Origin of the sequence: Burkholderia singularis, assembly GCF_001718875.1 — a bacterium.
Lineage (GTDB): Bacteria > Pseudomonadota > Gammaproteobacteria > Burkholderiales > Burkholderiaceae > Burkholderia > Burkholderia singularis.
This window is the reverse complement of sequence record NZ_CP013448.1, coordinates 1972359-1992455: the sequence shown is the minus strand read 5'-3', so window position 1 is coordinate 1992455 and position 20097 is coordinate 1972359. Positions and strand designations below refer to the sequence as shown.

Sequence of the window (20097 nt, the reverse complement as noted above, 5' to 3'; positions counted from 1 at the left end):
CAGGCCCCTGCCCTTTATGTCGAGCGGCAGGCGCCGCCCGGAGAGGACACGCGTTGTTACGCGTGGTCGCCGATCACGTTGATCGTGACGTCGACGACGACGTCCGTGTGCAGCGCGACTTGCACGCCATGCTCGCCGATCATCTTCAGCGGGCCTTCCGGCATGCGAACCTGCGCCTTCTCGACATCGTAGCCTGCCTTTTTCAGCAGTTCCGCAACGTCAGCGTTCGTGACCGAGCCGAACAGACGGCCGTCGACGCCCGACTTCTGCGTGATTTCGAACGTCTGACCGCCCAGCTTCTCGCCAACTGCTTGCGCGGCCGCCAGCTTTTCGGCAGCGACCTTTTCGAGTTCCGCGCGGCGGACTTCGAATTCGGCGATCGCGTCCTTCGTCGCGCGGCGCGCCTTGCGGTTCGGAATCAGGAAGTTACGCGCGTAACCGTCCTTGACCTTGACGATATCGCCGAGGTTGCCCAGATTGGCGACTTTTTCCAACAGAATGATTTGCATTCGAATTCTCCTTATTGCGTCGCCTGATTACGCCTTGTGCTGATCGGTGTACGGCAAAAGCGCAAGGAAACGCGCGCGCTTGATCGCCGTATCGAGCTGGCGCTGATAGTGGGCCTTCGTACCCGTCAGGCGCGCCGGCGTGATCTTGCCGTTTTCGCCGATGAAGTCCTTCAGCGTTTCGGTGTCCTTGTAGTCGATCTGCTCGACGCCGGCTGCCGTGAAGCGGCAGAACTTCTTGCGCTTGAAGAGCGGGTTTTGCTGCTGACGACGCTTGTCGAATTTTTTACCAGTGGGGCGGGCCATGTTCAGTCCTTTCCAATGTCCTGCAATGCTGTGATGTGAAACACCAAGGTTCTCGCGTTGCGGCTCTTTTTCGCGAGAAAGCCGGTGAAGAGCGTCTCGACGCCCATCTCGCAGCTTTCCAGCTTGCCGCTCGCCTCGCCTGCCGCCACGGCCGGGATCGTCAATTCGACCTGCCGGGCAATGCCTGCTTCGACGACTTCGGTCTTGTGCTGCAACGTGGCGCTGGCGATCGGAACGCCGGCGGGGGTGTACCGCACCGGTTCACGCTCGACGACGCTCGCCGTCAGTTGCAGCCTGTTCACGAAAGCGACGCGCTCCTTGATGGCTTGAGATACGTTAAGCCTGCGCTTCGGTCGGCTGAGCAGCAGCCGCCTTCTTGGCTTCTTCGCGCTGAACTTCCTTCATCATCGGCGACGGGCCGGTTTCGGCCTTCTTCATCTTGACGATGAGGTGACGCAGCACGGCGTCGTTGAACTTGAACGCGTGTTCGAGTTCGTCGAGCGTCGCCTGGTCGCACTCGATGTTCATGCAGACGTAGTGAGCCTTAGCGAGTTTCTCGATCATGTAGGCCAGTTGGCGGCGGCCCCAGTCTTCGACACGGTGGATCTGGCCGCCGTGCGACGTGATCGTGGTCTTGTAACGCTCGATCATCGCGGGCACTTGCTCGCTCTGATCGGGGTGCACGATGAAGACGATTTCGTAATGACGCATTACACACTCCTTGTGGATAGAAGCCACCCGGGCGTCTGAACCGGTGTGGCAAGTGAGAAGCCGGAAAGTGTAACCCGATTGAAGCGGCCGCACAAGACTTACATTGATTTTCCGTCGGTTTCGGCCATGTTTTCAAAGACTTGGCGGCCGCAGGCCGACGTTTGCCGCGCCCGGGCAACCGTCTGTATTGTGTCCCCAGTTAATGCGCTGCGATCCGGCGCCCGCGCGGCCGTTACTGCCCCGTAGCCGGCAGATTCGCCGCCAGGGCCGCGCGGAACGCGGCAAGCGCGCCCGGCTCGGCATCCGTGACAGCCCACCACGTCATGCCGCCCGCGTGCCAGCGCGCCAGCGCATAACCCTGCTCGACGACCGAATCGGCGCTGATGCTCGAGCCGCCCTGCATCGGGAATACATAAGCGTCGACGACATGCCGCCGGTAGCGGTAGACCAGCACCGCCACCCGCCGGCCGCCGACATAATCGAGCCGCCCGCCCGCGAGCGCGAAGCCGCTCGACGCGAGATCCACGACGGGCGGCGCATAGTCGAGGCGGCCGTTGAACCAGGGCTTCACCGTATGCCGATCGGTCGACACAACGTCGATGTCGCGCCCGGACAGCGCCGCGCGAACGTGGCTCGACACTAGCTCCGCGACCAACGCGTCATCCGCGCCGCGGTGCGCGGTGAACGCCACACCAGCGGCTGCGCCCGCGACGAGCGCAGCGGCCGCCAGCCACGCGGCGCCAGGCGCGAAGGCGGCCATCGGCGTGAAATCGCGCGCCGCCCTGCCCGCCGGCGCGCGCCCGCGCAGCCCTTGCCAAACGCGCGACGCAACTCCGGCCGCGGCAGCGAGCCGCGATCGCAACGCCCGTGCATCCCGTGCATCCCGTGCGTCGGCACCCGGCAGCGACGCAACGATCTTCGCGTGCAACGCCGGCGGCGCACGATGGTAATCGGCAAGCCGCACCGCGCGGCCGAGCGCCGCCAGCGCATCGCGCTCGCCACGGCACAACGCGCACCCGTCGAGGTGACGCGCGACGCGCCGCGCATCGAGCAGCGGCAATTCGCGATCGAGATCCGCGCCGAGCAGCGCGCGCGTTTCGTTACAGTCCATCGACAGCCTCCGATGCCCCGCCGCCTGCGCCCGAGGCGCACGAGCCCGCCAATCGCGCCTCATTCGCGCGCACGCCGGCAAGCGCGCCAGCGAGTTTCGCACGGGCCCGCGCAAGCCTCGACATCACGGTGCCGACCGGCACGCCCGCAATTGCCGCGATGGCGCGATAGCTGAGTTCCTCCATCTCGCGCAGCACCAGCACCTCGCGATACGCGGCCGGCAAACGCTCGAGCGCGGCATGTACGAGCCTCGCGTCCTCCGCGCGGATCAGCAGCGTCTGCGGATCGTCGATGCCGACGCCCCAGCCGTCGGGCGCCACCGCGTCGCGCTCGTCGTCGTATGCCGCCACCTCCGGCGCCGACGCGCGCCGGCGCCATTCGTCATACCACGTGTGCCGCACGATCGCGAGCAGCCACGGGCGGGCGCTGTCGCCGCGAAACGAATCGAAAAAGCGCAATGCGCGCATGAACGCCTCCTGCACGATGTCGTCGGCGTCGAGCGAATTGCCGCACAGCCAGCGGGCAAGGTTGTACGCCGCATCCAGATGCGGCAGCGCGAGCTGCTGGAACCGAAGGCTGCGCGCCGCGCTACCCGCGTCGTTGCCGCTGACCTGCCGACCGTCCTCGTCCACGCATCCCCCTTTCCGGCGCACGATCCGCGCAGCACGGCGAATCGCTTGTCGCCGGCCGCCTCATTCGAAACCCATACCGGAGGTGCGTCGAGTTTATTCCCGTCCCGCACGGCCGGACATGAAAAATAAACCGGGAATAAAGCCCGGCCTCTGCCGGTTGGACAGGCATCGCCATCCACCTCGAACGAGCACGCCATGCGACAGCCTCTCAAACCGCCCCGGTCAATCCGCTCGCTACGCCGCCGCGACTTTCTGCGCCTAGCCGCCGCAGGGGGCGGCGCGGCGTTCGCATCCGCGCTGCCCGGCTGGAGCTTCGGCAAGGATGCCGATTTCTTTTTCGTTCAGCTGTCCGATGCGCATTGGGGGTTTGCGAGCCCGGCGATCAATCCCGATCCGAAAGGCACGCTGCCCAAAGCGATTGCCGCCGTCAACGCACTGCCCGTCGCGCCCGATTTCGTAATCTTCACGGGCGACCTCACGCATACCACCGACGATGCGGCCGAGCGCCGTGCACGGATGCGCGAGTTCCGCTCGATCGTCGCACGGCTCGACGCAAAACCGTTGTATCTGATGCCGGGCGAACACGACGCGAGCCTCGACGCCGGCGACGCATATCGCGAGATCTTCGGCGACACGCATTACACGTTCGATCGCCACGGCGTGCACTTCATCGTGCTCGACAACGTGTCCGACCCGGCCGGCCGCGTCGGCGACGCGCAGATCGACTGGCTCGCCCGCGATCTTGCGCGTTTGCCGAAAGACGCGCGCATCGTCGTGTTCACCCACCGGCCGCTGTTCGATCTCGCGCCGCAATGGGACTGGGCCACGCGCGACGGCGCCCAGGTGCTCGAGATGCTGATGCCATATGCGAACGTGACGGTGTTCTACGGGCACATCCATCAGACTCATCACGCGATGACCGGCCATATCGCCCACCACGCCGCGCGCTCGCTGATGTTTGCGCTGCCCGCCGCGGGCTCGCAACCCAAGCGTCTGCCGGTGCCGTGGGACGCGGGCGCGCCCTATCGCGGGCTCGGCTGGCGCGACGTGCGCGCGGACGACGCGCCGGGCGCGTTCACGCTGACCGAGCGGCCGATCGAAGCCGACGGCGCCGGCCACGCCAACGGCATGCGTGACGTGCCGCCCGAACACCAGGCAGATTGAACGAATACGACGAGGTCAACCGCCATGCCCGACATCGCCATGCCCGCTCTCATCGCACGCCCATCGCCCGCGCAGCCGGCGCGCCGCCGCTGGCTCGCCGCAACCGGCGCGGCAATCTGCGCGCTCGCCGCTCTAACCGTGCGCGCGGCCGGCGCGCCGCGCGTCATCAAGGTTCATGCGCGCCGCTTCGTTTTCACGCCGAACCGCATCGCGCTCGCGCCGCACGAAGCGGTAGTGTTCGAGCTGACGGCCGAAGACACCGTGATGGGTTTTTCGATTCCGCAGCTTGGCGTGCGCGCCGATGTGCCGCCGGGCGTCGTCGTGCGGCTTGCCGCGCAAGCGGGCGAGCGTGGCACGATCGATTTTCTGTGCGACATTTTCTGCGGCTCCGGGCATGAGACGATGAACGGCGTGATCGTCGTCGGATGACCGGCGGCGCGCGTCAACCGGCGCCTTCCCAATAGCCCGGCCGCGCATAGACGTCGCGCAGATAGTCGATGAAATAGCGCACTCTCGCCGGCACGTAGCGCTGCTGCGGATAGACGGCGAGGATGTCGTAATCGGGCAGCGCATATTCGTCGAGCACGGTCTCGAGTTCGCCGCGCGCGAGCTGCTGCGCGATTTCCCAAGTCGAGCGCCAGCCCAGCCCCAGCCCTTCGGATACCCAACGATGCAGCAATTCGCCGTCGTTGCAGTCGAGCGTGCCCGATACGCGCATCGTCACGAGCTTGCCGTTGCGGCGAAAATACCAGCCGCGGTTCTGCCCGCCCTGCAAATTGAACGCGAGGCAGTTGTGATGCGCGAGATCGTCGAGCGACTTCGGGCGGCCGTGCCGGCGGAAGTACCCGGGCGTGCCGCAAACGACGCGCCGGTTCGACGCCAGCTTCACCGCGACGAAATTCGGATCGACCGCGCCGCCGATTCTGATCGACAGATCGTAGCCCTCGCGCACCAGATCGACGACGCGGTCGGTCAGGTTGAACGACATCTGCAAATCGGGCTTGTCGGCCATGAACGCCGGCGCGAGCGGCGCGACATGCTTGCGGCCGAACGCGGCCGGCGCGGACACGATCAAATGCCCGCTTACCGCGCGCCGGCCGGCCGCGAGTTCGTTTTCCGCATGCGCCCAGTCGGCAAGCAAGCCCCGGCAGCGCTCGAGAAACGCCGCGCCGTCCTCGCTGACGACCAGCCTTCGCGTCGACCGGTACATCAGCTTCACGCCGATGCGCTTTTCCAGCGCGTCGATCCGCCTGCCGAGCACGACGGGCGACACCCCTTCCTCGAGCGCCGCCGCCGCGAGGCTGCCCGCATCCGCGACCCGCACGAACGTTTCGATTTGCTTGAACCGGTCCATCCGCTGTCTCCCATGCTCTTTTGCCCATCCGGCACAGCCGAGCATTCGATACTTTTAGTTTCGAAATAAGCGACTGGAGCGGATCTTATCAAAGCTTTTACGTATCCCTAAAGTATGTCCAACCCTCGCGATCCGTAGCGAAATCAAGGAGACACCATGGCCAGGATGAGAGCCGTCGACGCCGCCGTGCTCGTGCTCGAGAAGGAAGGCATCCAAACCGCGTTCGGCGTGCCGGGCGCGGCGATCAACCCGCTTTACTCGGCGCTGCGCCGCTCGGGCGCGATCGGCCACGTGCTCGCACGGCACGTCGAGGGCGCCTCGCACATGGCCGAGGGCTACACGCGGGCCGCGCCCGGCAATATCGGCGTGTGCATCGGCACGTCCGGCCCCGCCGGCACCGACATGATCACCGGCCTTTATTCGGCATCGGCGGATTCGATCCCGATTCTCGCGATCACCGGCCAGGCGCCGCGTGCGCGGCTCCACAAGGAGGATTTCCAGGCGGTCGACATCGAGGCGATCGCCAAGCCCGTGACGAAATGGGCGGTCACGGTGCGCGAACCGGCGCTGGTGCCCCGTGTGTTCCAGCAGGCGTTTCATCTGATGCGCTCGGGCCGGCCCGGGCCGGTGCTGATCGACCTGCCGATCGACGTGCAATTGGCCGAGATCGAATTCGACATCTCGACCTACGAACCGCTGCCCGTCTACCGGCCGCATGCGAGCCGCGCGCAGATCGAGGCCGCGCTCGCGATGCTCAACGACGCCGAGCGGCCGCTGATCGTCTCGGGCGGCGGCGTGATCAACGCGGCGGCCGACGCGCTGCTCGTCGAGTTCGCGCAAACCGTCGGGGTGCCGGTGATCCCGACGCTGATGTCGTGGGGCGCGATTGCCGACGACCATCCGCTGATGGCGGGCATGGTCGGCCTGCAAACCGCGCATCGCTACGGCAACGCCACGCTGCTCGCGTCGGATTTCGTGCTCGGCATCGGCAACCGCTGGGCGAACCGCCATACGGGCAGCATCGACGTCTATACGAAAGGCCGCAAGTTCGTCCACGTCGACATCGAGCCGACGCAGATCGGCCGCGTGTTCGGCCCCGATCTCGGCATTGTGTCGGACGCGAAGGCCGCGCTCGCGCTGTTCGTCGAAATCGCGCGCGAATGGCAGGCCGCGGGCCGGCTCAAGGACCGCAGCGCATGGGTGGCCGACTGCCAGGCCCGCAAGCGCACGCTGCAGCGCAAAACCCATTTCGACGACGTGCCGATCAAGCCGCAGCGCGTGTACGAAGAGATGAACAAGGTGTTCGGCCGCGACACGTGCTACGTCAGCACGATCGGGCTGTCGCAGATCGCGGGCGCGCAGTTCCTGCATGTGTACAAGGCGCGCAACTGGATCAACTGCGGCCAGGCGGGCCCGCTCGGCTGGACGATACCCGCCGCGCTCGGCGTGCGCGCGGCCGATCCGAGCCGGCCGATCGTCGCGCTGTCGGGCGACTACGATTTCCAGTTCATGATCGAGGAACTCGCGGTCGGCGCGCAATTCAAGCTGCCTTACGTGCACGTCGTCGTCAACAACTCGTATCTCGGCCTGATCCGCCAGGCGCAGCGCGCGTTCGACATGGACTACTGCGTGCAGCTCGCGTTCGACAACGTCAACGCGCCCGGGCTGAACGGCTATGGCGTCGATCACGTCGCCGTTGTCGAGGGGCTTGGCTGCAAGGCGCTGCGCGTGTTCAAGCCCGACGAGATCGCGCCCGCGCTCGAGCGCGCGCAACAAATGGCGGCGCAATTCAGCGTGCCCGTCGTCGTCGAGGTGATGCTCGAGCGGGTGACCAACATCTCGATGGGCGCCGAGATCGACGCGATCAACGAGTTCGAGGATCTCGCCGACAAGCCCGAGCACGCACCCACCGCGATCTCGCTGCTCGACTGAGCGCGCGCCGGGCGTGCCGCATTGCCTGGAAAGTTCGACCGTTCAGTGTCGAGCGATTTTTCTCTGACCGACCCGCAAGAACCCCGTCATGCCGAAATTTGCCGCCAACCTGACCATGCTGTTCAACGAAGCGCCGTTTCTCGAGCGCTTCAAGGCCGCCGCCGATGCAGGCTTCGACGCCGTCGAATTCCTGTTCCCGTACCCGTATGCGCCGGACGCGCTCGCCGAGCGGCTCGACGCGCACCGCCTGCGGCTCGTGCTGCACAATCTGCCCGCGGGCGACTGGGAGCGCGGCGAGCGCGGAATCGCCTGCCTGCCCGATCGCGTCGGCGAATTCCAGGACGGCGTGGGCCGTGCGATCGACTACGCGCGCACGTTGAACGTGCCGCAGCTCAATTGCCTCGTCGGCATCGCGCCGGCGGATCAGCGCCGTGACACGACACTGGCGACGATCGTCGAAAACCTGCGCTTTGCCGCCGCCGAACTGAAAAAGGCCGGCCTGCGCCTGCTCGTCGAGCCGTGCAACGGATACGACCTCCCCGGCTTCGCGCTGCAACGCTCGGCCGACGCGCTCGACGTGATCCGCGCGGTCGGCGCCGACAATCTGTTCCTGCAATACGACATCTACCACATGCAGCGGATGGAGGGCGAACTGGCGGCGACGCTTCGCCGGCACATCGGTTCGATCGCGCATATCCAGCTTGCGGACAATCCGGGCCGCCACGAGCCCGGCACCGGAGAAATCCATTACCCGTATCTGTTCGCGCTGCTCGACGAGCTTGGCTACGACGGCTATATCGGCTGCGAATACAAGCCGCGCACGACGACGGCCGGCGGCCTCGGCTGGCTCGACGAGGCCCGCCGCGCCGGCGCGGACCGCGCGCACCGCATCGGGTGACCACGCCTGCCCCTCTACGCCCCCTCTTTCAGGAGACAACGCAATGGCAACGATCGGCTTCATCGGCCTCGGCATCATGGGCGCGCACATGGCGCGCAACTTGCTCAATGGCGGCCATCAGCTCGTCGTCAACGGCGCGCACCCCGTGCCGGACGACCTGCGCGCACGCGCGCAGGTCGTCGCGCATTCGACGGCCGTCGCCCAAGCGTCGGACATCGTGATCGTGATGGTCCCCGACACGCCCGACGTACACAACGTGCTGTTCGCCGACGACGGTGTCGCTCACGGCCTCACGGCCGGCAAGCTCGTGATCGACATGAGTTCGATCTCCCCGCTCGATACGCGCGAGTTCGCGAAGCGGATCAACGCGCTCGATTGCGATTATCTCGACGCACCCGTATCCGGCGGTGAAGTGGGCGCGCGCGACGCGACGCTGACGATCATGGTCGGCGGCCCCCAGCGGGCGTTCGAGCATGCGAAGCCGCTGTTCGAGCAGATGGGCAAGAACATCTCGCTCGTCGGCGACAACGGCGCGGGCCAGACCTGCAAGGTCGCGAACCAGATCATCGTCGCGCTGAACCTCGAGGCAGTGGCCGAGGCGCTGTTGTTCGCCGCGCGCTCGGGCGCCGATCCCGAGCGCGTGCGCCGCGCGCTGATGGGCGGCTTCGCGTCATCGCGCATTCTCGAGCTGCACGGCGAGCGGATGACGAAGCGCACGTTCGAGCCGGGCTTCCGGATCGATCTGCATCGCAAGGATCTGAACCTCGCGCTCGACGGCGCACGGCGGCTCGGCATCGCGCTGCCGCACACCGCAAGCGCGCAGCAGTTGTTCAACGTGTGCGCCGCGCACGGCGGCGGCGGGTGGGATCACTCGGCGATCGTGCGCGCGCTCGAAATCATGTCGAACCATGAGATCGCCGAGCCGCGCGCCGAGGTGAAGGCCGCGTGATGCAATGGGTAATCGTGTCCGGCAAAGGGGGGCTCGTGCTGGCTATGGCGGTGGCGCAGGCAGCGTAATGCGCGCCGCAATTCACGGGCTCCGTGCTGCGTGATACGGCGCCCATTCAGGCAGGGGCAGCGCCGGTGCCATTGCAGCATCCGCATTTATCACACAAACAAGTCGCCGGAATGAACCGGCGCGAGTTGCAACGAAAGCGGCACTTCGACGCTTTCGATCGAAGGTGCGCGCCGCCAGCCATGACGGCGGCGCCACCGGCGCCGCTTCCCGCGCGAAGCGGCACGCGGGTCCGTGCAGCGGCGCCCGGCGGCGACGGGCAAGCCTTGGTCGGTCAGACGTCGTCGTCGGGTGTCCGTCTGTCGGATGGCGCGCACCCGCTCTTTTCCATGACCTTGCCTATTACATTTCTTGACGTTCGCCCGCGCGATTTTTCATGCAATTTACAGCGCGAACGCCTACACTTTCGCGACGCCTTCCGAGAGCCGGGCACGCCGGCGCGACGCTTTTCGCGCCACGTATCCCGGCCTGATGGCGCATCTTTTGTCAATCACCTGAAGGAGTGTTGCGATGGGTCTTCTTTCGTTCATCAAAGAGGCAGGCGAAAAGCTGCTCGGCAAGAGCGATGAGCAAGCCGCAACCGATCCGGCCGCGGCAAACCAGACGGCCGCTGACGCAATCAAGAACTACATCTCCGCGCAAGGTCTCGACACGTCGAATCTGACGGTCGAGTTCGACGGCGCATCGCGCACCGTCACGCTGTCGGGCAACGCCGGCGACCTCGACACGAAGGCCAAGGTCAAGGTGGCCGCGGGCAACGTGCAAGGCGTCGCCGGCGTCAACGACGACAACCTGCAGCCGGACGATCCGCAAGTGCAGTACCACGACGTCGTGTCCGGCGACAACCTGTGGAAGATCGCCGAGAAGTACTACGGCAACGGCGCGAAGAACGACGTGATCTTCCAGGCGAACCGCCCGATGCTGTCGAGCCCGGACAAGATCTATCCGGGCCAGAAGCTGGTGATTCCGCCGCAGTCCTGATCGAGGCGGACGTTACCGGCATGATGCGAAAAGCGGACCTGACGGTCCGCTTTTTTTATATCGATCGATCGCAGGCGGCAAACGCGGATAGCACACCATCGGCAGGCCGCCGGCCCGTCACGAGCGGCGCACAGCCGCGCAACGCGCGATCGCGCGGCTGAATCAATACGTATCGAACACTTGCTGCAATGCGCGCGCGTCCGTCACGCCCGCCGCGAGCGCGAGCATCAGCAACACGCGCGCCTTGTAAGGATTGAGCGAGCCTGCGCTGACGAAGCCGAGCGCGTCGTCGTTCGCCGCGCCGTTGCGCATCACGTGCCCCGAACCGACGCGCGACGCCCGCACCACCGCGACGCCGTTGGCCGCCGCATCGGCGAGCGCCGCCTGCAACGTCGCATGAATCGAGCCGTTGCCCGTGCCTGCGACCACAAGCCCGCGCACGCCCGCGGCCATGCATGCATCGACGGCCACGCGCGAGACACCCGCATAGCTCGCGACGATCTCCACCTGCGGCCACGCCGCGCCGATCGAGAAGCGCGAATCGAGCGTATGCGGCCGTGTCGCGCGGCGCGCGAACTCGATGCGTCCGTCCTGCACCCAGCCGAGCGCGCCGAGTTCCGGCGAATGGAACGCGTCGAGCGCATAGGTGCTTGTCTTCACGACGTCGCGCGCGCTGTGAATCCGGTTGTTGAACACGACGAGCACGCCCTGCCCGCGCGCCGCGCCGCTGCCCGCGACGGTCACCGCGTTCAGCAGGTTCAGCGGGCCGTCCGACGACAGCGCGGTCGCGGGCCGCATCGCCGCCGTGAGCACGACGGGCTTCGCGTGCTTGATGGTCAATTGCAACAGGTACGCGGTTTCCTCGAGCGTGTCGGTGCCATGCGTGACGACGACGCCATCGACGTCATCATCGGCGAGCAGCGCGTTGATCCGCTCGGCGAGCGTCGTCCACAGCGCATGCGACAGATCCTTGCTGTCGATGCTCGCCAACTGCTCGGCCCGGATCGTCGCGATTTGGGCAAGCGCCGGCACGGCGTCGAGCAGCCGGTCGACGCCGAGCGCGCCGGCCTGATAGCCGGCAGTCTGCGTGGCGTCGGGGGCAGCGCCCGCGATCGTGCCGCCGGTGGCAAGCACGGCGATGCGCGGCAGCGCGCGTGGCGCCGGATTCGAAGTGTCAGGAGTACGGGAGGTCAGTGCATTCATGGCCGCGATTGTACCGGCTGCGGGGCGCGCGGCGATATCCCCGCCGCCGCGAAACCGGTGCCGGCCGGCCGCCCGCCGCGCGGCCCATGCGCAGCGGGCGGCGCGGCGCCGCGCATCAATCGGCGTTTTCCCGGGTCATTTTGTTGTTTCATCGATGATTTGCCATAATGCAAAGCGCGATGCGCGCTGCCGCGCGATTCGCGGCTTGACGAACAAAATGCAATTCACCCAACGGGAGTGTCCAATGAAGATCCGATCGCTGATGGCCGCGCTGCTCGTCGGCGGCGTGCTGGCAACGCCTGCTTTCGCCGCAAACAGCCAACAAGACAAAATGAAAGCATGCAACGCGCAGGCTGCCGGCAAGACGGGCGACGAGCGCAAGGCATTCATGAAGGGATGCTTGTCTGCGAAGCCGAAGAAGCTGTCGCAGCAGGAAAAGATGAAGGCGTGCAACATGCAAGCCGGCGACAAGAAGGGCGACGAGCGCAAGACCTTCATGAAGAGTTGCCTGTCGAGCCAGCCGGCCGCCTGAGGCTGCCTGCCGATCGGCACGATGCCGCGCACCGTTTCGGCGGGCGCGGCATTTTCTTTTCCGGCGCACGTCCGCGCCGCGGCATTGTGCCGCATCTTCCGCCGTTTTCTTCTATGATGGCTGCAGCGCGGCCCTCGTCACCCCATACAAGAAGCGCCATCGGGCCGCCCTCATGACAGGCGCGCATCGCGCGCGCCAAACGGAGGCACGGATGGCATGGAGACAAAATCGCTGGTTCCGCCGCTGGGTGATCGTCATCGTGTTCTGGGCGGTGCCCGTCGCGATCGTCGCTGTGCGGGAAATCCGCGAGGAAATGGCCTATAACTACGCGGATCTGAAGCTCGCGCTGACCACCTGGGAGCTTACCGACGCGCAGCGCGCGGCAGGCGCCGCCGCCGTTTGCCACGGCGAGCCGGACGAGGCGCGCGCCGCCGGCTGCCCGGCCGACGTGCTGGCCGCCAACGCGCATCGGCAGCAGGAGGCGCGCAACGAATTCGCGCTGCGCCGCCGCACGCTCGCCAGCTACCTGTGGCACGCATTCGTCGGCTACTGGATCGTGCCCGCCGCCTTCCTGTTCGCGTGCGGCGTGCTGATCGCCCTCGTGCGCCGCGCGCTGCGCCGCCCCCCGATCAAGCCGCCGGTTTCCCCTCATTGACCGCGGCGCTCCGCGCAGCAACCGCCACCCGTGCCGCGAGCGCCGCCGGAATCCGGCAATTTGACGTTGCTTCACCTTACGCCGGGCAAACGATACGGCCCTCTGTGTTATAAAGTTCGGCGTGGTACGCCCCGTTCTCGGGAAATACGCTGAACTACATTGATGGAGAAAAAAGCGATGCAAAAACGCAAACTCGTGTTGAAAGCTGCGGCCGCACTCGTCGTCGGCAGTCTCGCGCTCACCGGCTGCACGACCACGCCGAACAAGCCCGACAATGCCACGACCAACGCGTCGAAGCGTCAAGCAATCGATGCGAGCGTTGACGCGACGCTGTCGCGCCTGTATTCGACGGTGAAAGGCTCGCGCGAGCTGGTCGCGAAATCGCGCGGCGTGCTGGTGTTCCCGGACGTGATCCAAGCAGGCCTCATCATCGGCGGCCAGAGCGGCAATGGCGCGCTGCGCGTCGGCGGCGCGACGGTCGGCTACTACAACACGTCGTCGATCTCGGTCGGTTTGCAGGCGGGTGCGCAGTCGAAGGCGATCGTGTTCCTCTTCATGACGCAGGACGCGCTCGACAAATTCCGCAGCTCGGACGGCTGGGCCGCCGGCGCCGATGCCTCGGTCGCGCTCGTGAAGATGGGCGCGAACGGCGCCATCGACACGACGACGGCCACCGCGCCCGTCGAAGTGATCGTGCTGACGAACGCCGGCCTGATGGGCGACGTGTCGATCAGCGGCACCAAGGTCACGAAGCTGAAGATCTGACGCATGCATCGCTTGCCGCTCGCATGGCGGGCGGCAGATGCAAAAACGGCGATGCGCGAACGCGCATCGCCGTTTTTTTATGCGGCACACCCGCGCGCGGCGTAGCCGACGCCGCCCTCGCCGCTCACGATGCCGAATCGATCACCTTGAAGCGCGAGCGCTTTTGCGCGCGAATCAGCGATTGATAGACGTCGACGTATTGCTGCGCCATTCCCCTGGCCGTGAAGCGCTGCTCGAAGCGCTGCCGCACGCGTGCACGCGACAGCGCCGGCAGACGGTTCACCGCCGCGACCGCACCGATCTCGTCTTCGACGATGAAACCGGACACGCCGTCGTCGATCACTTCAGGCACCGCGCCGCGATTGAATGCGATGACGGGCGTGCCGCACGCCATCGCTTCGATCATCACGAGGCCGAACGGCTCGGGCCAGTCGATCGGGAACAGCAATGCGTGCGCGCCGGAAAGAAACGCGGCCTTTTCATGATCGGCGATCTCGCCGATGAATTCGACGTGCGGCAGCGCGAAAAGCGGCTTGATCTCGCGCTCGAAGTACGCTTCGTCGGCGGAATCGATCTTCGCCGCGATCCGGATCCGCATCCCGCAGCGCTGCGCGATCCGGATCGCCGTATCAACGCGCTTTTCCGGCGAAATCCGGCCGAGGAAGGCGAGATACGCCTGCTCGACGGGCTGCGGCGTATAAAGCTGCTCCGGCAAGCCGTGATAGACGGTCGTCAGCCATTTCGCCTGGGGCATCGGCTGGCGTTGCGCATTCGAAATCGAAATGACGGGCGCCGTATCGAACGTGTCGAACACCGGCTGCTGTTCCGGCAGGTCGAGACGGCCATGCAAAGTCGTCACGAACGGCGTCTGCTGACGGTTGAAGACCGAAAACGAGTAGTAGTCCATGTGGAAATGGAGCACGTCGAATTCCTGCGCGCGGCGCGCGACGGTCTCCATCAGCAGCATGTGCGGTGCGATCCGGTCCCGGATCGACGTGTCGAGCCGCAACGCGCGCGGCCAGACTGCGTCGAGCTTCGCGCGCGTGACTGAATCGCCGCTGGCGAACAGCGTGACGTCGTGCCCCAGATCGACGAGGGCTTCGGTGATGTACGAGACGACGCGCTCGGTGCCGCCGTACAACTTCGGCGGCACGGACTCGGTCAACGGGGCGATCTGCGCAATTCTCATCGGTACTGCCTCCCATGACGGCCGGCGCGCCGGCGTCGAACGCCATCGCGATAAGTCATCATTATCGCCACCGGCACGTGGCCCTGCGTGGCCGATTGCATTTTTTCGGTCTTGTTACAGAACGGATACATTCGGAAAACCCGCATGTTTGCAGCCGCGCAGGCCGTTGTCCAGCCGCGCAAAAAGTTTCGTTGGGTTATTGCCTTGCAGCATCGGCAGACAGTTGCGGCGTTGACGGGCCCATGATGACGGGGGCGTTCGGGCGTTCCGTTCGAGCGTGGCGCGCGGGGCGGCGCAGGTGAACGTCGCGTTTGCCCGTCCGCTCGACGTTGATCGCGCTCGGGTCATTCGATGCCCGGCTCGCGCAGTGCGGTCGCCCGAGTTTCCGGGCGACCGTATTCGGCGGCCCGCTGCGCCTGCTGCCCGCCACTTGCCGCCTCGCTCCGCAGCCTCCGCCCGCCGCACCCGCATCGCCGCACGCGTTGTCGGCACCGTTCAGCGCGCCGGCCATTTCCATGGCGGCGGATCGAGTGCGTCCGCGTCGGCGATCCGCGTTGCGCCGAGCACCTTCTCGAGCACGATCGAGCGGCTGCCCGGCTCGCGCTCGAGCGACGCGACGAGACGCGCCGCATGCGACACCACGATCACCTGCGAGCGCTCGGCGGCCTGCGCGATCAGGCGGCCGAGCGCCGGCAGCAGATCGGGATGAAGACTCGTCTCCGGCTCGTTCAACACGAGCAGCGCGGGCGGGCGCGGCGTCAGCAACGCCGCGACGAGCAGCAGATAGCGCAGCGTGCCATCCGATAGCTCGGCCGCGCGCAGCGGCCGCAGCAGGCCCGGCTGATGCATCAGCGTCTCGAAGCGGCCCTGCTTGCCCGGATTGTCGATATCGATCCGCGCGCCCGGAAACGCGTCATCGATCGCCGCTTCCAGTGCCGCACGATCGCCGATCTCGCGGATCGTCTGCAACGCGGCGGCCAGATCGGCGCCGTCGTCGGCCAGCACCGGCGTATGCGTACCCACCTGCGGCAGCCGCGCGGGCGCGAGGGCGTCGGTACGCAAGTGATCGTAGAAGCGCCATGAACGAATCCGTTCGCGCAACGCGATCATCTCCGGCGCGCCGCGCGGATCGGCGAACTCGGTCATCATGCTGTCGAAGCTCGCGACCGGCTGCGGCACGCTCTGCCATGCGCCCGTTGCGTCGCGGGTACGCAACTGCGCGCCGTGCCGGTCGACCAGCAGCGTCGACGGCCGCGGCACCGGCCCGCTCCAGATGCATTCACGCTTGATGATCGGATCGAGCCCGAATTCCGAGCTGCTCGGAATCGGCAGGCCGAGATCGATCGCGTAGCCGAAATCATCGCACGCAAAGCCGAGTTTCAAACTGACCGGTTGATTGCGAACGGTGCCCGTCACTGGCACGTCGCCCGACAGCATGGCGCGCGAGAAACGCTCGGGGCCGGCCCAAAGCGTCGACGGCAAGCCGCCTTCGCGTGCGAGCGACGGAATCACGCGCCCTTGGGCCGTATCCGCGAGCAGACGCAGCGATCGATAAACGCTCGATTTGCCGCTGCCGTTCGGCCCGGTGATCACGTTGAGCGCACCGAGCGGCACGACGAGGTCACGCAGCGATCGGTAGCCGGCAATGGCAACAGCGGTGAGAGACGGCATAGGATAAAGAATCGACGAATCGGATCAGGTTACGGGCGGGCCGAGCGGATAGCGACGCCGGCACGGCGGCCGACTCGGGAGTGACCGCGCGAAGCGGTGCGGGTTTCGTGCCGCGGTTTCAGCGGTTTCAGCGGTTTCAGCGGTTTCAGCGGTTTCAGCAAACCCGGCACGCAAAGTGCGTCCGACATCCCCCGCCGCGGCTCAATGCGGCGCACGCGCGCCGCCCGCCTCGGGCGCGGTCGGATCGGCCGCCGTGAACGCCGCGGTGCTCGCGGCGGGCTCCGCCGTGCCCGCCACGGCGGGCGCTCGAGGCGCGCGTGCCGCGGAATCGGACGGCGTCGACCATTCCGCGCGATCGCGCGGCAGACATTCCGGATAATGCTGCTGAATAAATGCGATGAGCCCCTCGCGCACACGGCAGCGCAAATCCCACGCGAGCGACGAATCGCGCGCGCTGACGAGCGCGCGCAACTGCATCGACCGCTCGGTCGCATCGGTCACCTGCAACACGTGAACGCGGCCGTCCCACTCGGGCGCATCGGCGACGATCCGCGCGAACGCCTCGCGCAGCGGCTCCAGCGGCAGCCGGTAGTCGACATACAGGAATACCGAGCCGATGATCTCGGCGCTGCTGCGCGTCCAGTTCTGGAAGGGATTCTCGATGAACCATTGCAACGGCACGACGAGCCGGCGCTGATCCCACAGACGCACCGATACGTAAGTGCCGGTGATTTCCTCGATGCGCCCCCACTCGCCCTGAATCACGACGACATCGTCGAGCCTGATCGGCTGCGACAGCGCGATCTGCAAGCCGGCGATCATATTGCCGAGCACCGGCCGCGCGGCAATCCCGGCAACGAGCCCCGCGACGCCCGCCGACGCGAGCAGGCTCGCGCCCACCTGCCGCACGTTCGGAAACGTCATCAGCGCGGCGCCGGTGCCGATCACGACGATCATCACCATCACGGTGCGCGCGAGCACGCGCGTCTGCGTATGGATGCGGCGCGCCTGCAAGTTGTCGGGTGCGTCGATCGGGTGCGCGCGCACGATCGCCTCGCCTACCGCCGCGGCAAGCCGCATCAGCAGCCACGTGATCGCGATGATCACGCCGACCGCCGCGATCGTGCGCAATGCGCCCGCGAGCGGCAGCGCATCGGCGGTTTGCAGCCACAGGAATTCGAGCGCGAGAAACAGCAGCACGGCGAGCGACGGCCGATCGAGGTATGGCACGATCACGCCCATGAATGGATACGGCCGCGCGATCCGCGCGACGACGCGCGCGCCGATCCGATGGACGAGCGCCACCGCGAGCAGCACGAGCGCCGACACGACGAGCGTGCCCAGCCAGGTGTGCAGCGGCGCATCGGCGATGCGCCACAGATCGTCGATCGTCATCATGCGCGCCGTGACTCCGTCGAGCGCAACGCACGGATGGCCGCACACGCACGAACGCGTGAGCGCGGCAATCCGCGCCAAAACCAGTCAATAACTTCGGCAGGGAAATGCCTTGCCGAGCCCGAGCGATACCGCCGTGCTCGCGTTGTAGTCGGCGAGCTTCGGATTTTCCGCAATGTACTTGCGCACCGCATCCGTCATCTGCTGCGCCTTGATGTCGGCCGGCAAGCAGAAATATTGGCCGACGCGCGGCCCCGTGGTGCCGCCGATCGCGTCGATCGTGTTGTAGACACCATCGGCCGCGCCTTCGATATATGCCGCGCACGACGCCCGCGACTTGACGTCGGTCTTCGCGCACAGCTTGTCCAGATCGCCCGCCGTGAAGGCCGCGGCCGTCAACGGCGCAGTAAGCATGGCCAGTGCGGCGGCGCAAAACTTAGCCCGCAACATGAATCTTCCTCGTGTCAGAAGGCGTAACCGCCGATACAACGAAAGGCGCGGCCCGAGGCCGCGCCGACGCAGCTTATTTTGCACCCTTTTGCGCATCGGGCGCCGGGGCGTCTCCGAGGCGCGTCGTGCGCTTCGACAGGATCGCGAGCGCATCGGGCGCGTTGTAGTGCTTGGCGAAATCGAGTGCGGTCACGCCGAGTTGGTTCTTGATCGCAGGATCGGCATTCTGATCGAGCAGCAGCGTGACCGTCGAGCCGTGGTTGCCGCGCGCGGCCATCATCAGCGGCGTGGTGCCGTTCGGCGACGCGGCGTCGATATAGGCGGACTTCTCGAGCAGATACTTGACGACTTCGTCATGCCCGTTCGTCGCCGCGTAGTGCAGCGGCGACCAGCCCTTCTTGCTGACTTCCGCGCCCTTGTCGACCAGCAGCTTCACGAGCGGCAGATCGCCGTTCAGCGCGGCGAGCATCAGCGCGTTCTCGCCTGCCTTGTCCTCTTTTTCGAGATCGACGTTCGGTGCCGACGCGAGCGCAGCGGCCACCTGATCCGATTTTTCGCGCGCTGCGATCACAAGCAGCGGGTCTCCGTTCGAGGCGACCGTATTCGGATCGAGGCCGTTCTTGAGCTGCTTGGCGATGTCCTTGATGTCGTCGAACTTGACCGCCTTCACGATCCCGTCGAGCGATTCCGCATGCGCGCCCGCCGCGGCGAGCACGCCAAGCCCGCCCGCGACCAGCAGCGCGCGACATCCGGCGCCAAACCCGCGCTTATTCGACAAGTACTTGATCGACTTCATTTTTTTCAACTCCTACCCCTGGTTGACTAGGCTGGCGCCGCCCGTTTGGGCGATCTTGAACAGCCGGAAAAAATTGCTCGACGTCGCGGCGGCCAGCGCTTCGTCGGTCATTCCACGTTGCGCCGCGATAAAGCGTCCGACATGGCTAACGTATGCAGGTTCATTCGGCTTGCCCCGATACGGCACCGGCGCGAGATACGGAGAATCCGTTTCGATCAGCAAACGCTCGAGCGGCACGCGTCGCGCGACGTCCTGCACGTCGGCCGCGCTCTTGAACGTGACGATCCCCGACAGCGAGATATGGAAGTTCTGCGCAAGCGCCTGCTCGGCAATGGGCCACGGCTCCGTGAAGCAATGCATCACGCCGCCCGGCACGCTCGCGCGCTCCTCGGCCATGATGCGCAGCGTGTCGTCGGCGGCGGCGCGCGTATGGACGATCAGCGGCTTGTTGGTCGCGTGCGCGGCGCGGATGTGCGTGCGAAAGCGCTCACGCTGCCATTCCATGTCGGCGATCGAGCGCCCGTCGAGACGATAGTAGTCAAGCCCCGTCTCGCCGATCGCGACGACTTTCGGATGCGCGGCCAGTTCGATCAGCTCGGCAAGCGTCGGCTCCCGCGCGTGCTCGTGATCCGGATGCACGCCCACCGACGCGAAGACGTTGTCGTGATCGCGCGCGATCGCGAGCACCGAAGGCAGCGTCTCCAGATCGACCGACACGCATAGCGCATGCGTGACGCCGTGCTTGCGCATGTTCGCGAGCACCTGCGGCAGCCGCTCGGCCAGCCCCTCGAAATTGATATGACAGTGAGAATCGACAAACATGATGTATTCC

Annotated in this window: 23 protein-coding genes; 9 read left to right on the top strand and 14 right to left on the bottom strand. The window is 66.3% G+C overall.

The genetic code is table 11. The annotated features are described in order from the left end of the window. Nucleotides 1-56: 56 nt before the first annotated feature. The 6 genes from rplI to AQ611_RS09065 all read right to left on the bottom strand — a co-directional run bounded on the left by rplI (nucleotide 57) and on the right by AQ611_RS09065 (nucleotide 3286). Nucleotides 57-509, bottom strand: a complete 453-nt coding sequence (gene rplI, locus AQ611_RS09090; RefSeq protein WP_059518198.1) for a 50S ribosomal protein L9 — start codon at nucleotides 507-509, stop codon at nucleotides 57-59. A 27-nt stretch (nucleotides 510-536) separates the two neighbouring features. Next, nucleotides 537-812 (bottom strand): 30S ribosomal protein S18, encoded by a 276-nt coding sequence (rpsR, locus tag AQ611_RS09085; RefSeq protein ID WP_004193360.1) that lies wholly within the window; start codon nucleotides 810-812, stop codon nucleotides 537-539. Between the two features lie 2 nt (nucleotides 813-814). Next, nucleotides 815-1114 (bottom strand): primosomal replication protein N, encoded by a 300-nt coding sequence (gene priB, locus AQ611_RS09080; protein ID WP_059518201.1) that lies wholly within the window; start codon nucleotides 1112-1114, stop codon nucleotides 815-817. A gap of 34 nt (nucleotides 1115-1148) precedes the next feature. Then, the gene (rpsF, locus tag AQ611_RS09075) at nucleotides 1149-1523 is read right to left on the bottom strand and encodes a 30S ribosomal protein S6 (RefSeq protein WP_039221416.1); all 375 of its coding nucleotides are present in this window, start codon (nucleotides 1521-1523) and stop codon (nucleotides 1149-1151) included. Between the two features lie 232 nt (nucleotides 1524-1755). Next, complete coding sequence (locus AQ611_RS09070) at nucleotides 1756-2634, bottom strand: anti-sigma factor family protein (protein WP_069234286.1); 879 nt, start codon at nucleotides 2632-2634, stop codon at nucleotides 1756-1758. Continuing rightward, nucleotides 2624-3286: an RNA polymerase sigma factor gene (locus AQ611_RS09065; protein ID WP_374755087.1), complete on the bottom strand. Its 663-nt coding sequence runs from the start codon at nucleotides 3284-3286 to the stop codon at nucleotides 2624-2626. The genes AQ611_RS09070 and AQ611_RS09065 overlap by 11 nt, the downstream gene beginning before the upstream one ends. Nucleotides 3287-3460: 174 nt before the next feature. On the opposite strand from AQ611_RS09065, the gene AQ611_RS09060 reads away from it, so the two are divergent. Further along, nucleotides 3461-4429: a metallophosphoesterase family protein gene (locus tag AQ611_RS09060; protein WP_069234284.1), complete on the top strand. Its 969-nt coding sequence runs from the start codon at nucleotides 3461-3463 to the stop codon at nucleotides 4427-4429. A gap of 24 nt (nucleotides 4430-4453) precedes the next feature. Continuing rightward, nucleotides 4454-4858: a cupredoxin domain-containing protein gene (locus AQ611_RS09055; protein ID WP_083237269.1), complete on the top strand. Its 405-nt coding sequence runs from the start codon at nucleotides 4454-4456 to the stop codon at nucleotides 4856-4858. 13 nt (nucleotides 4859-4871) lie between these two features. Here AQ611_RS09055 and AQ611_RS09050 read toward each other — a convergent pair whose 3' ends face one another. After that, nucleotides 4872-5783 carry a substrate binding domain-containing protein gene (locus tag AQ611_RS09050; RefSeq protein WP_059518203.1) on the bottom strand — a complete coding sequence of 304 codons (912 nt, stop codon included), beginning with the start codon at nucleotides 5781-5783 and terminating at the stop codon, nucleotides 4872-4874. A gap of 156 nt (nucleotides 5784-5939) precedes the next feature. Here AQ611_RS09050 and gcl point away from each other — a divergent pair, with 156 nt between their 5' ends. The 4 genes from gcl (at nucleotide 5940) to lysM (ending at nucleotide 10609) form a co-directional block, all read left to right on the top strand. Then, nucleotides 5940-7715: a glyoxylate carboligase gene (gene gcl / locus AQ611_RS09045; RefSeq protein WP_069234283.1), complete on the top strand. Its 1776-nt coding sequence runs from the start codon at nucleotides 5940-5942 to the stop codon at nucleotides 7713-7715. Nucleotides 7716-7803: 88 nt separating this feature from the next. Continuing rightward, nucleotides 7804-8613 (top strand): hydroxypyruvate isomerase, encoded by an 810-nt coding sequence (gene hyi, locus AQ611_RS09040; RefSeq protein ID WP_069234282.1) that lies wholly within the window; start codon nucleotides 7804-7806, stop codon nucleotides 8611-8613. Nucleotides 8614-8656: 43 nt separating this feature from the next. Beyond that, the gene (locus AQ611_RS09035; RefSeq protein WP_069234281.1) at nucleotides 8657-9562 is read left to right on the top strand and encodes a 2-hydroxy-3-oxopropionate reductase; all 906 of its coding nucleotides are present in this window, start codon (nucleotides 8657-8659) and stop codon (nucleotides 9560-9562) included. A gap of 576 nt (nucleotides 9563-10138) precedes the next feature. After that, complete coding sequence (gene lysM, locus AQ611_RS09030; RefSeq protein ID WP_059518211.1) at nucleotides 10139-10609, top strand: peptidoglycan-binding protein LysM; 471 nt, start codon at nucleotides 10139-10141, stop codon at nucleotides 10607-10609. 162 nt (nucleotides 10610-10771) lie between these two features. On the opposite strand, the gene AQ611_RS09025 is transcribed toward lysM, so the two are convergent. Further along, entirely contained in the window at nucleotides 10772-11812 is a 1041-nt protein-coding gene (locus AQ611_RS09025; RefSeq protein WP_069234280.1) for an asparaginase, read from the bottom strand. A gap of 244 nt (nucleotides 11813-12056) precedes the next feature. Between AQ611_RS09025 and AQ611_RS09020 the strand changes: the two genes are divergently transcribed. The 3 genes from AQ611_RS09020 (at nucleotide 12057) to AQ611_RS09010 (ending at nucleotide 13764) form a co-directional block, all read left to right on the top strand. Beyond that, nucleotides 12057-12344, top strand: a complete 288-nt coding sequence (locus AQ611_RS09020; protein ID WP_059518286.1) for a PsiF family protein — start codon at nucleotides 12057-12059, stop codon at nucleotides 12342-12344. A gap of 211 nt (nucleotides 12345-12555) precedes the next feature. Next, nucleotides 12556-12999: a hypothetical protein gene (locus tag AQ611_RS09015; RefSeq protein ID WP_059518288.1), complete on the top strand. Its 444-nt coding sequence runs from the start codon at nucleotides 12556-12558 to the stop codon at nucleotides 12997-12999. Nucleotides 13000-13176: 177 nt separating this feature from the next. Continuing rightward, a complete protein-coding gene (locus AQ611_RS09010; protein WP_059572689.1) occupies nucleotides 13177-13764 on the top strand; it encodes a BPSL1445 family SYLF domain-containing lipoprotein in 588 nt (195 codons plus the stop codon). Nucleotides 13765-13888: 124 nt separating this feature from the next. Here AQ611_RS09010 and AQ611_RS09005 read toward each other — a convergent pair whose 3' ends face one another. The 6 genes from AQ611_RS09005 to AQ611_RS08975 all read right to left on the bottom strand — a co-directional run bounded on the left by AQ611_RS09005 (nucleotide 13889) and on the right by AQ611_RS08975 (nucleotide 20087). Further along, on the bottom strand, nucleotides 13889-14953 hold the full coding sequence (locus AQ611_RS09005) for a glycosyltransferase family 4 protein (RefSeq protein WP_059518215.1): 1065 nt from the start codon (nucleotides 14951-14953) through the stop codon (nucleotides 13889-13891). Nucleotides 14954-15448: 495 nt separating this feature from the next. Further along, nucleotides 15449-16624: an AAA family ATPase gene (locus AQ611_RS08995; RefSeq protein ID WP_069234278.1), complete on the bottom strand. Its 1176-nt coding sequence runs from the start codon at nucleotides 16622-16624 to the stop codon at nucleotides 15449-15451. A 201-nt stretch (nucleotides 16625-16825) separates the two neighbouring features. Next, nucleotides 16826-18022 (bottom strand): mechanosensitive ion channel family protein, encoded by a 1197-nt coding sequence (locus AQ611_RS08990; RefSeq protein WP_059518292.1) that lies wholly within the window; start codon nucleotides 18020-18022, stop codon nucleotides 16826-16828. 84 nt (nucleotides 18023-18106) lie between these two features. After that, the gene (locus AQ611_RS08985) at nucleotides 18107-18469 is read right to left on the bottom strand and encodes a Rap1a/Tai family immunity protein (RefSeq protein ID WP_059518224.1); all 363 of its coding nucleotides are present in this window, start codon (nucleotides 18467-18469) and stop codon (nucleotides 18107-18109) included. Nucleotides 18470-18542: 73 nt separating this feature from the next. Continuing rightward, entirely contained in the window at nucleotides 18543-19265 is a 723-nt protein-coding gene (locus AQ611_RS08980; RefSeq protein WP_059518226.1) for an ankyrin repeat domain-containing protein, read from the bottom strand. A gap of 12 nt (nucleotides 19266-19277) precedes the next feature. Then, complete coding sequence (locus tag AQ611_RS08975; protein ID WP_069234277.1) at nucleotides 19278-20087, bottom strand: TatD family hydrolase; 810 nt, start codon at nucleotides 20085-20087, stop codon at nucleotides 19278-19280. Nucleotides 20088-20097: the final 10 nt, after the last annotated feature.

Excerpts from the sequence above, each read along its gene's own strand:
- AQ611_RS09035 (WP_069234281.1), top strand. The coding sequence starts at position 8,657 with ATGGCAACGATCGGCTTCATCGGCCTCGGCATCATGGGCGCGCACATG.
- AQ611_RS08980 (WP_059518226.1), bottom strand. The coding sequence starts at position 19,265 with ATGAAGTCGATCAAGTACTTGTCGAATAAGCGCGGGTTTGGCGCCGGA.
- gcl (WP_069234283.1), top strand. The coding sequence starts at position 5,940 with ATGGCCAGGATGAGAGCCGTCGACGCCGCCGTGCTCGTGCTCGAGAAG.
- AQ611_RS09015 (WP_059518288.1), top strand. The coding sequence starts at position 12,556 with ATGGCATGGAGACAAAATCGCTGGTTCCGCCGCTGGGTGATCGTCATC.
- rpsR (WP_004193360.1), bottom strand. The coding sequence starts at position 812 with ATGGCCCGCCCCACTGGTAAAAAATTCGACAAGCGTCGTCAGCAGCAA.
- AQ611_RS09055 (WP_083237269.1), top strand. The coding sequence starts at position 4,454 with ATGCCCGACATCGCCATGCCCGCTCTCATCGCACGCCCATCGCCCGCG.
- AQ611_RS09025 (WP_069234280.1), bottom strand. The coding sequence starts at position 11,812 with ATGAATGCACTGACCTCCCGTACTCCTGACACTTCGAATCCGGCGCCA.
- AQ611_RS09020 (WP_059518286.1), top strand. The coding sequence starts at position 12,057 with ATGAAGATCCGATCGCTGATGGCCGCGCTGCTCGTCGGCGGCGTGCTG.
- AQ611_RS09010 (WP_059572689.1), top strand. The coding sequence starts at position 13,177 with ATGCAAAAACGCAAACTCGTGTTGAAAGCTGCGGCCGCACTCGTCGTC.
- AQ611_RS09005 (WP_059518215.1), bottom strand. The coding sequence starts at position 14,953 with ATGAGAATTGCGCAGATCGCCCCGTTGACCGAGTCCGTGCCGCCGAAG.
- AQ611_RS08990 (WP_059518292.1), bottom strand. The coding sequence starts at position 18,022 with ATGATGACGATCGACGATCTGTGGCGCATCGCCGATGCGCCGCTGCAC.
- AQ611_RS09070 (WP_069234286.1), bottom strand. The coding sequence starts at position 2,634 with ATGGACTGTAACGAAACGCGCGCGCTGCTCGGCGCGGATCTCGATCGC.
- hyi (WP_069234282.1), top strand. The coding sequence starts at position 7,804 with ATGCCGAAATTTGCCGCCAACCTGACCATGCTGTTCAACGAAGCGCCG.
- lysM (WP_059518211.1), top strand. The coding sequence starts at position 10,139 with ATGGGTCTTCTTTCGTTCATCAAAGAGGCAGGCGAAAAGCTGCTCGGC.
- AQ611_RS09050 (WP_059518203.1), bottom strand. The coding sequence starts at position 5,783 with ATGGACCGGTTCAAGCAAATCGAAACGTTCGTGCGGGTCGCGGATGCG.
- rpsF (WP_039221416.1), bottom strand. The coding sequence starts at position 1,523 with ATGCGTCATTACGAAATCGTCTTCATCGTGCACCCCGATCAGAGCGAG.
- AQ611_RS08995 (WP_069234278.1), bottom strand. The coding sequence starts at position 16,624 with ATGCCGTCTCTCACCGCTGTTGCCATTGCCGGCTACCGATCGCTGCGT.
- AQ611_RS08975 (WP_069234277.1), bottom strand. The coding sequence starts at position 20,087 with ATGTTTGTCGATTCTCACTGTCATATCAATTTCGAGGGGCTGGCCGAG.
- AQ611_RS09060 (WP_069234284.1), top strand. The coding sequence starts at position 3,461 with ATGCGACAGCCTCTCAAACCGCCCCGGTCAATCCGCTCGCTACGCCGC.
- AQ611_RS08985 (WP_059518224.1), bottom strand. The coding sequence starts at position 18,469 with ATGTTGCGGGCTAAGTTTTGCGCCGCCGCACTGGCCATGCTTACTGCG.
- rplI (WP_059518198.1), bottom strand. The coding sequence starts at position 509 with ATGCAAATCATTCTGTTGGAAAAAGTCGCCAATCTGGGCAACCTCGGC.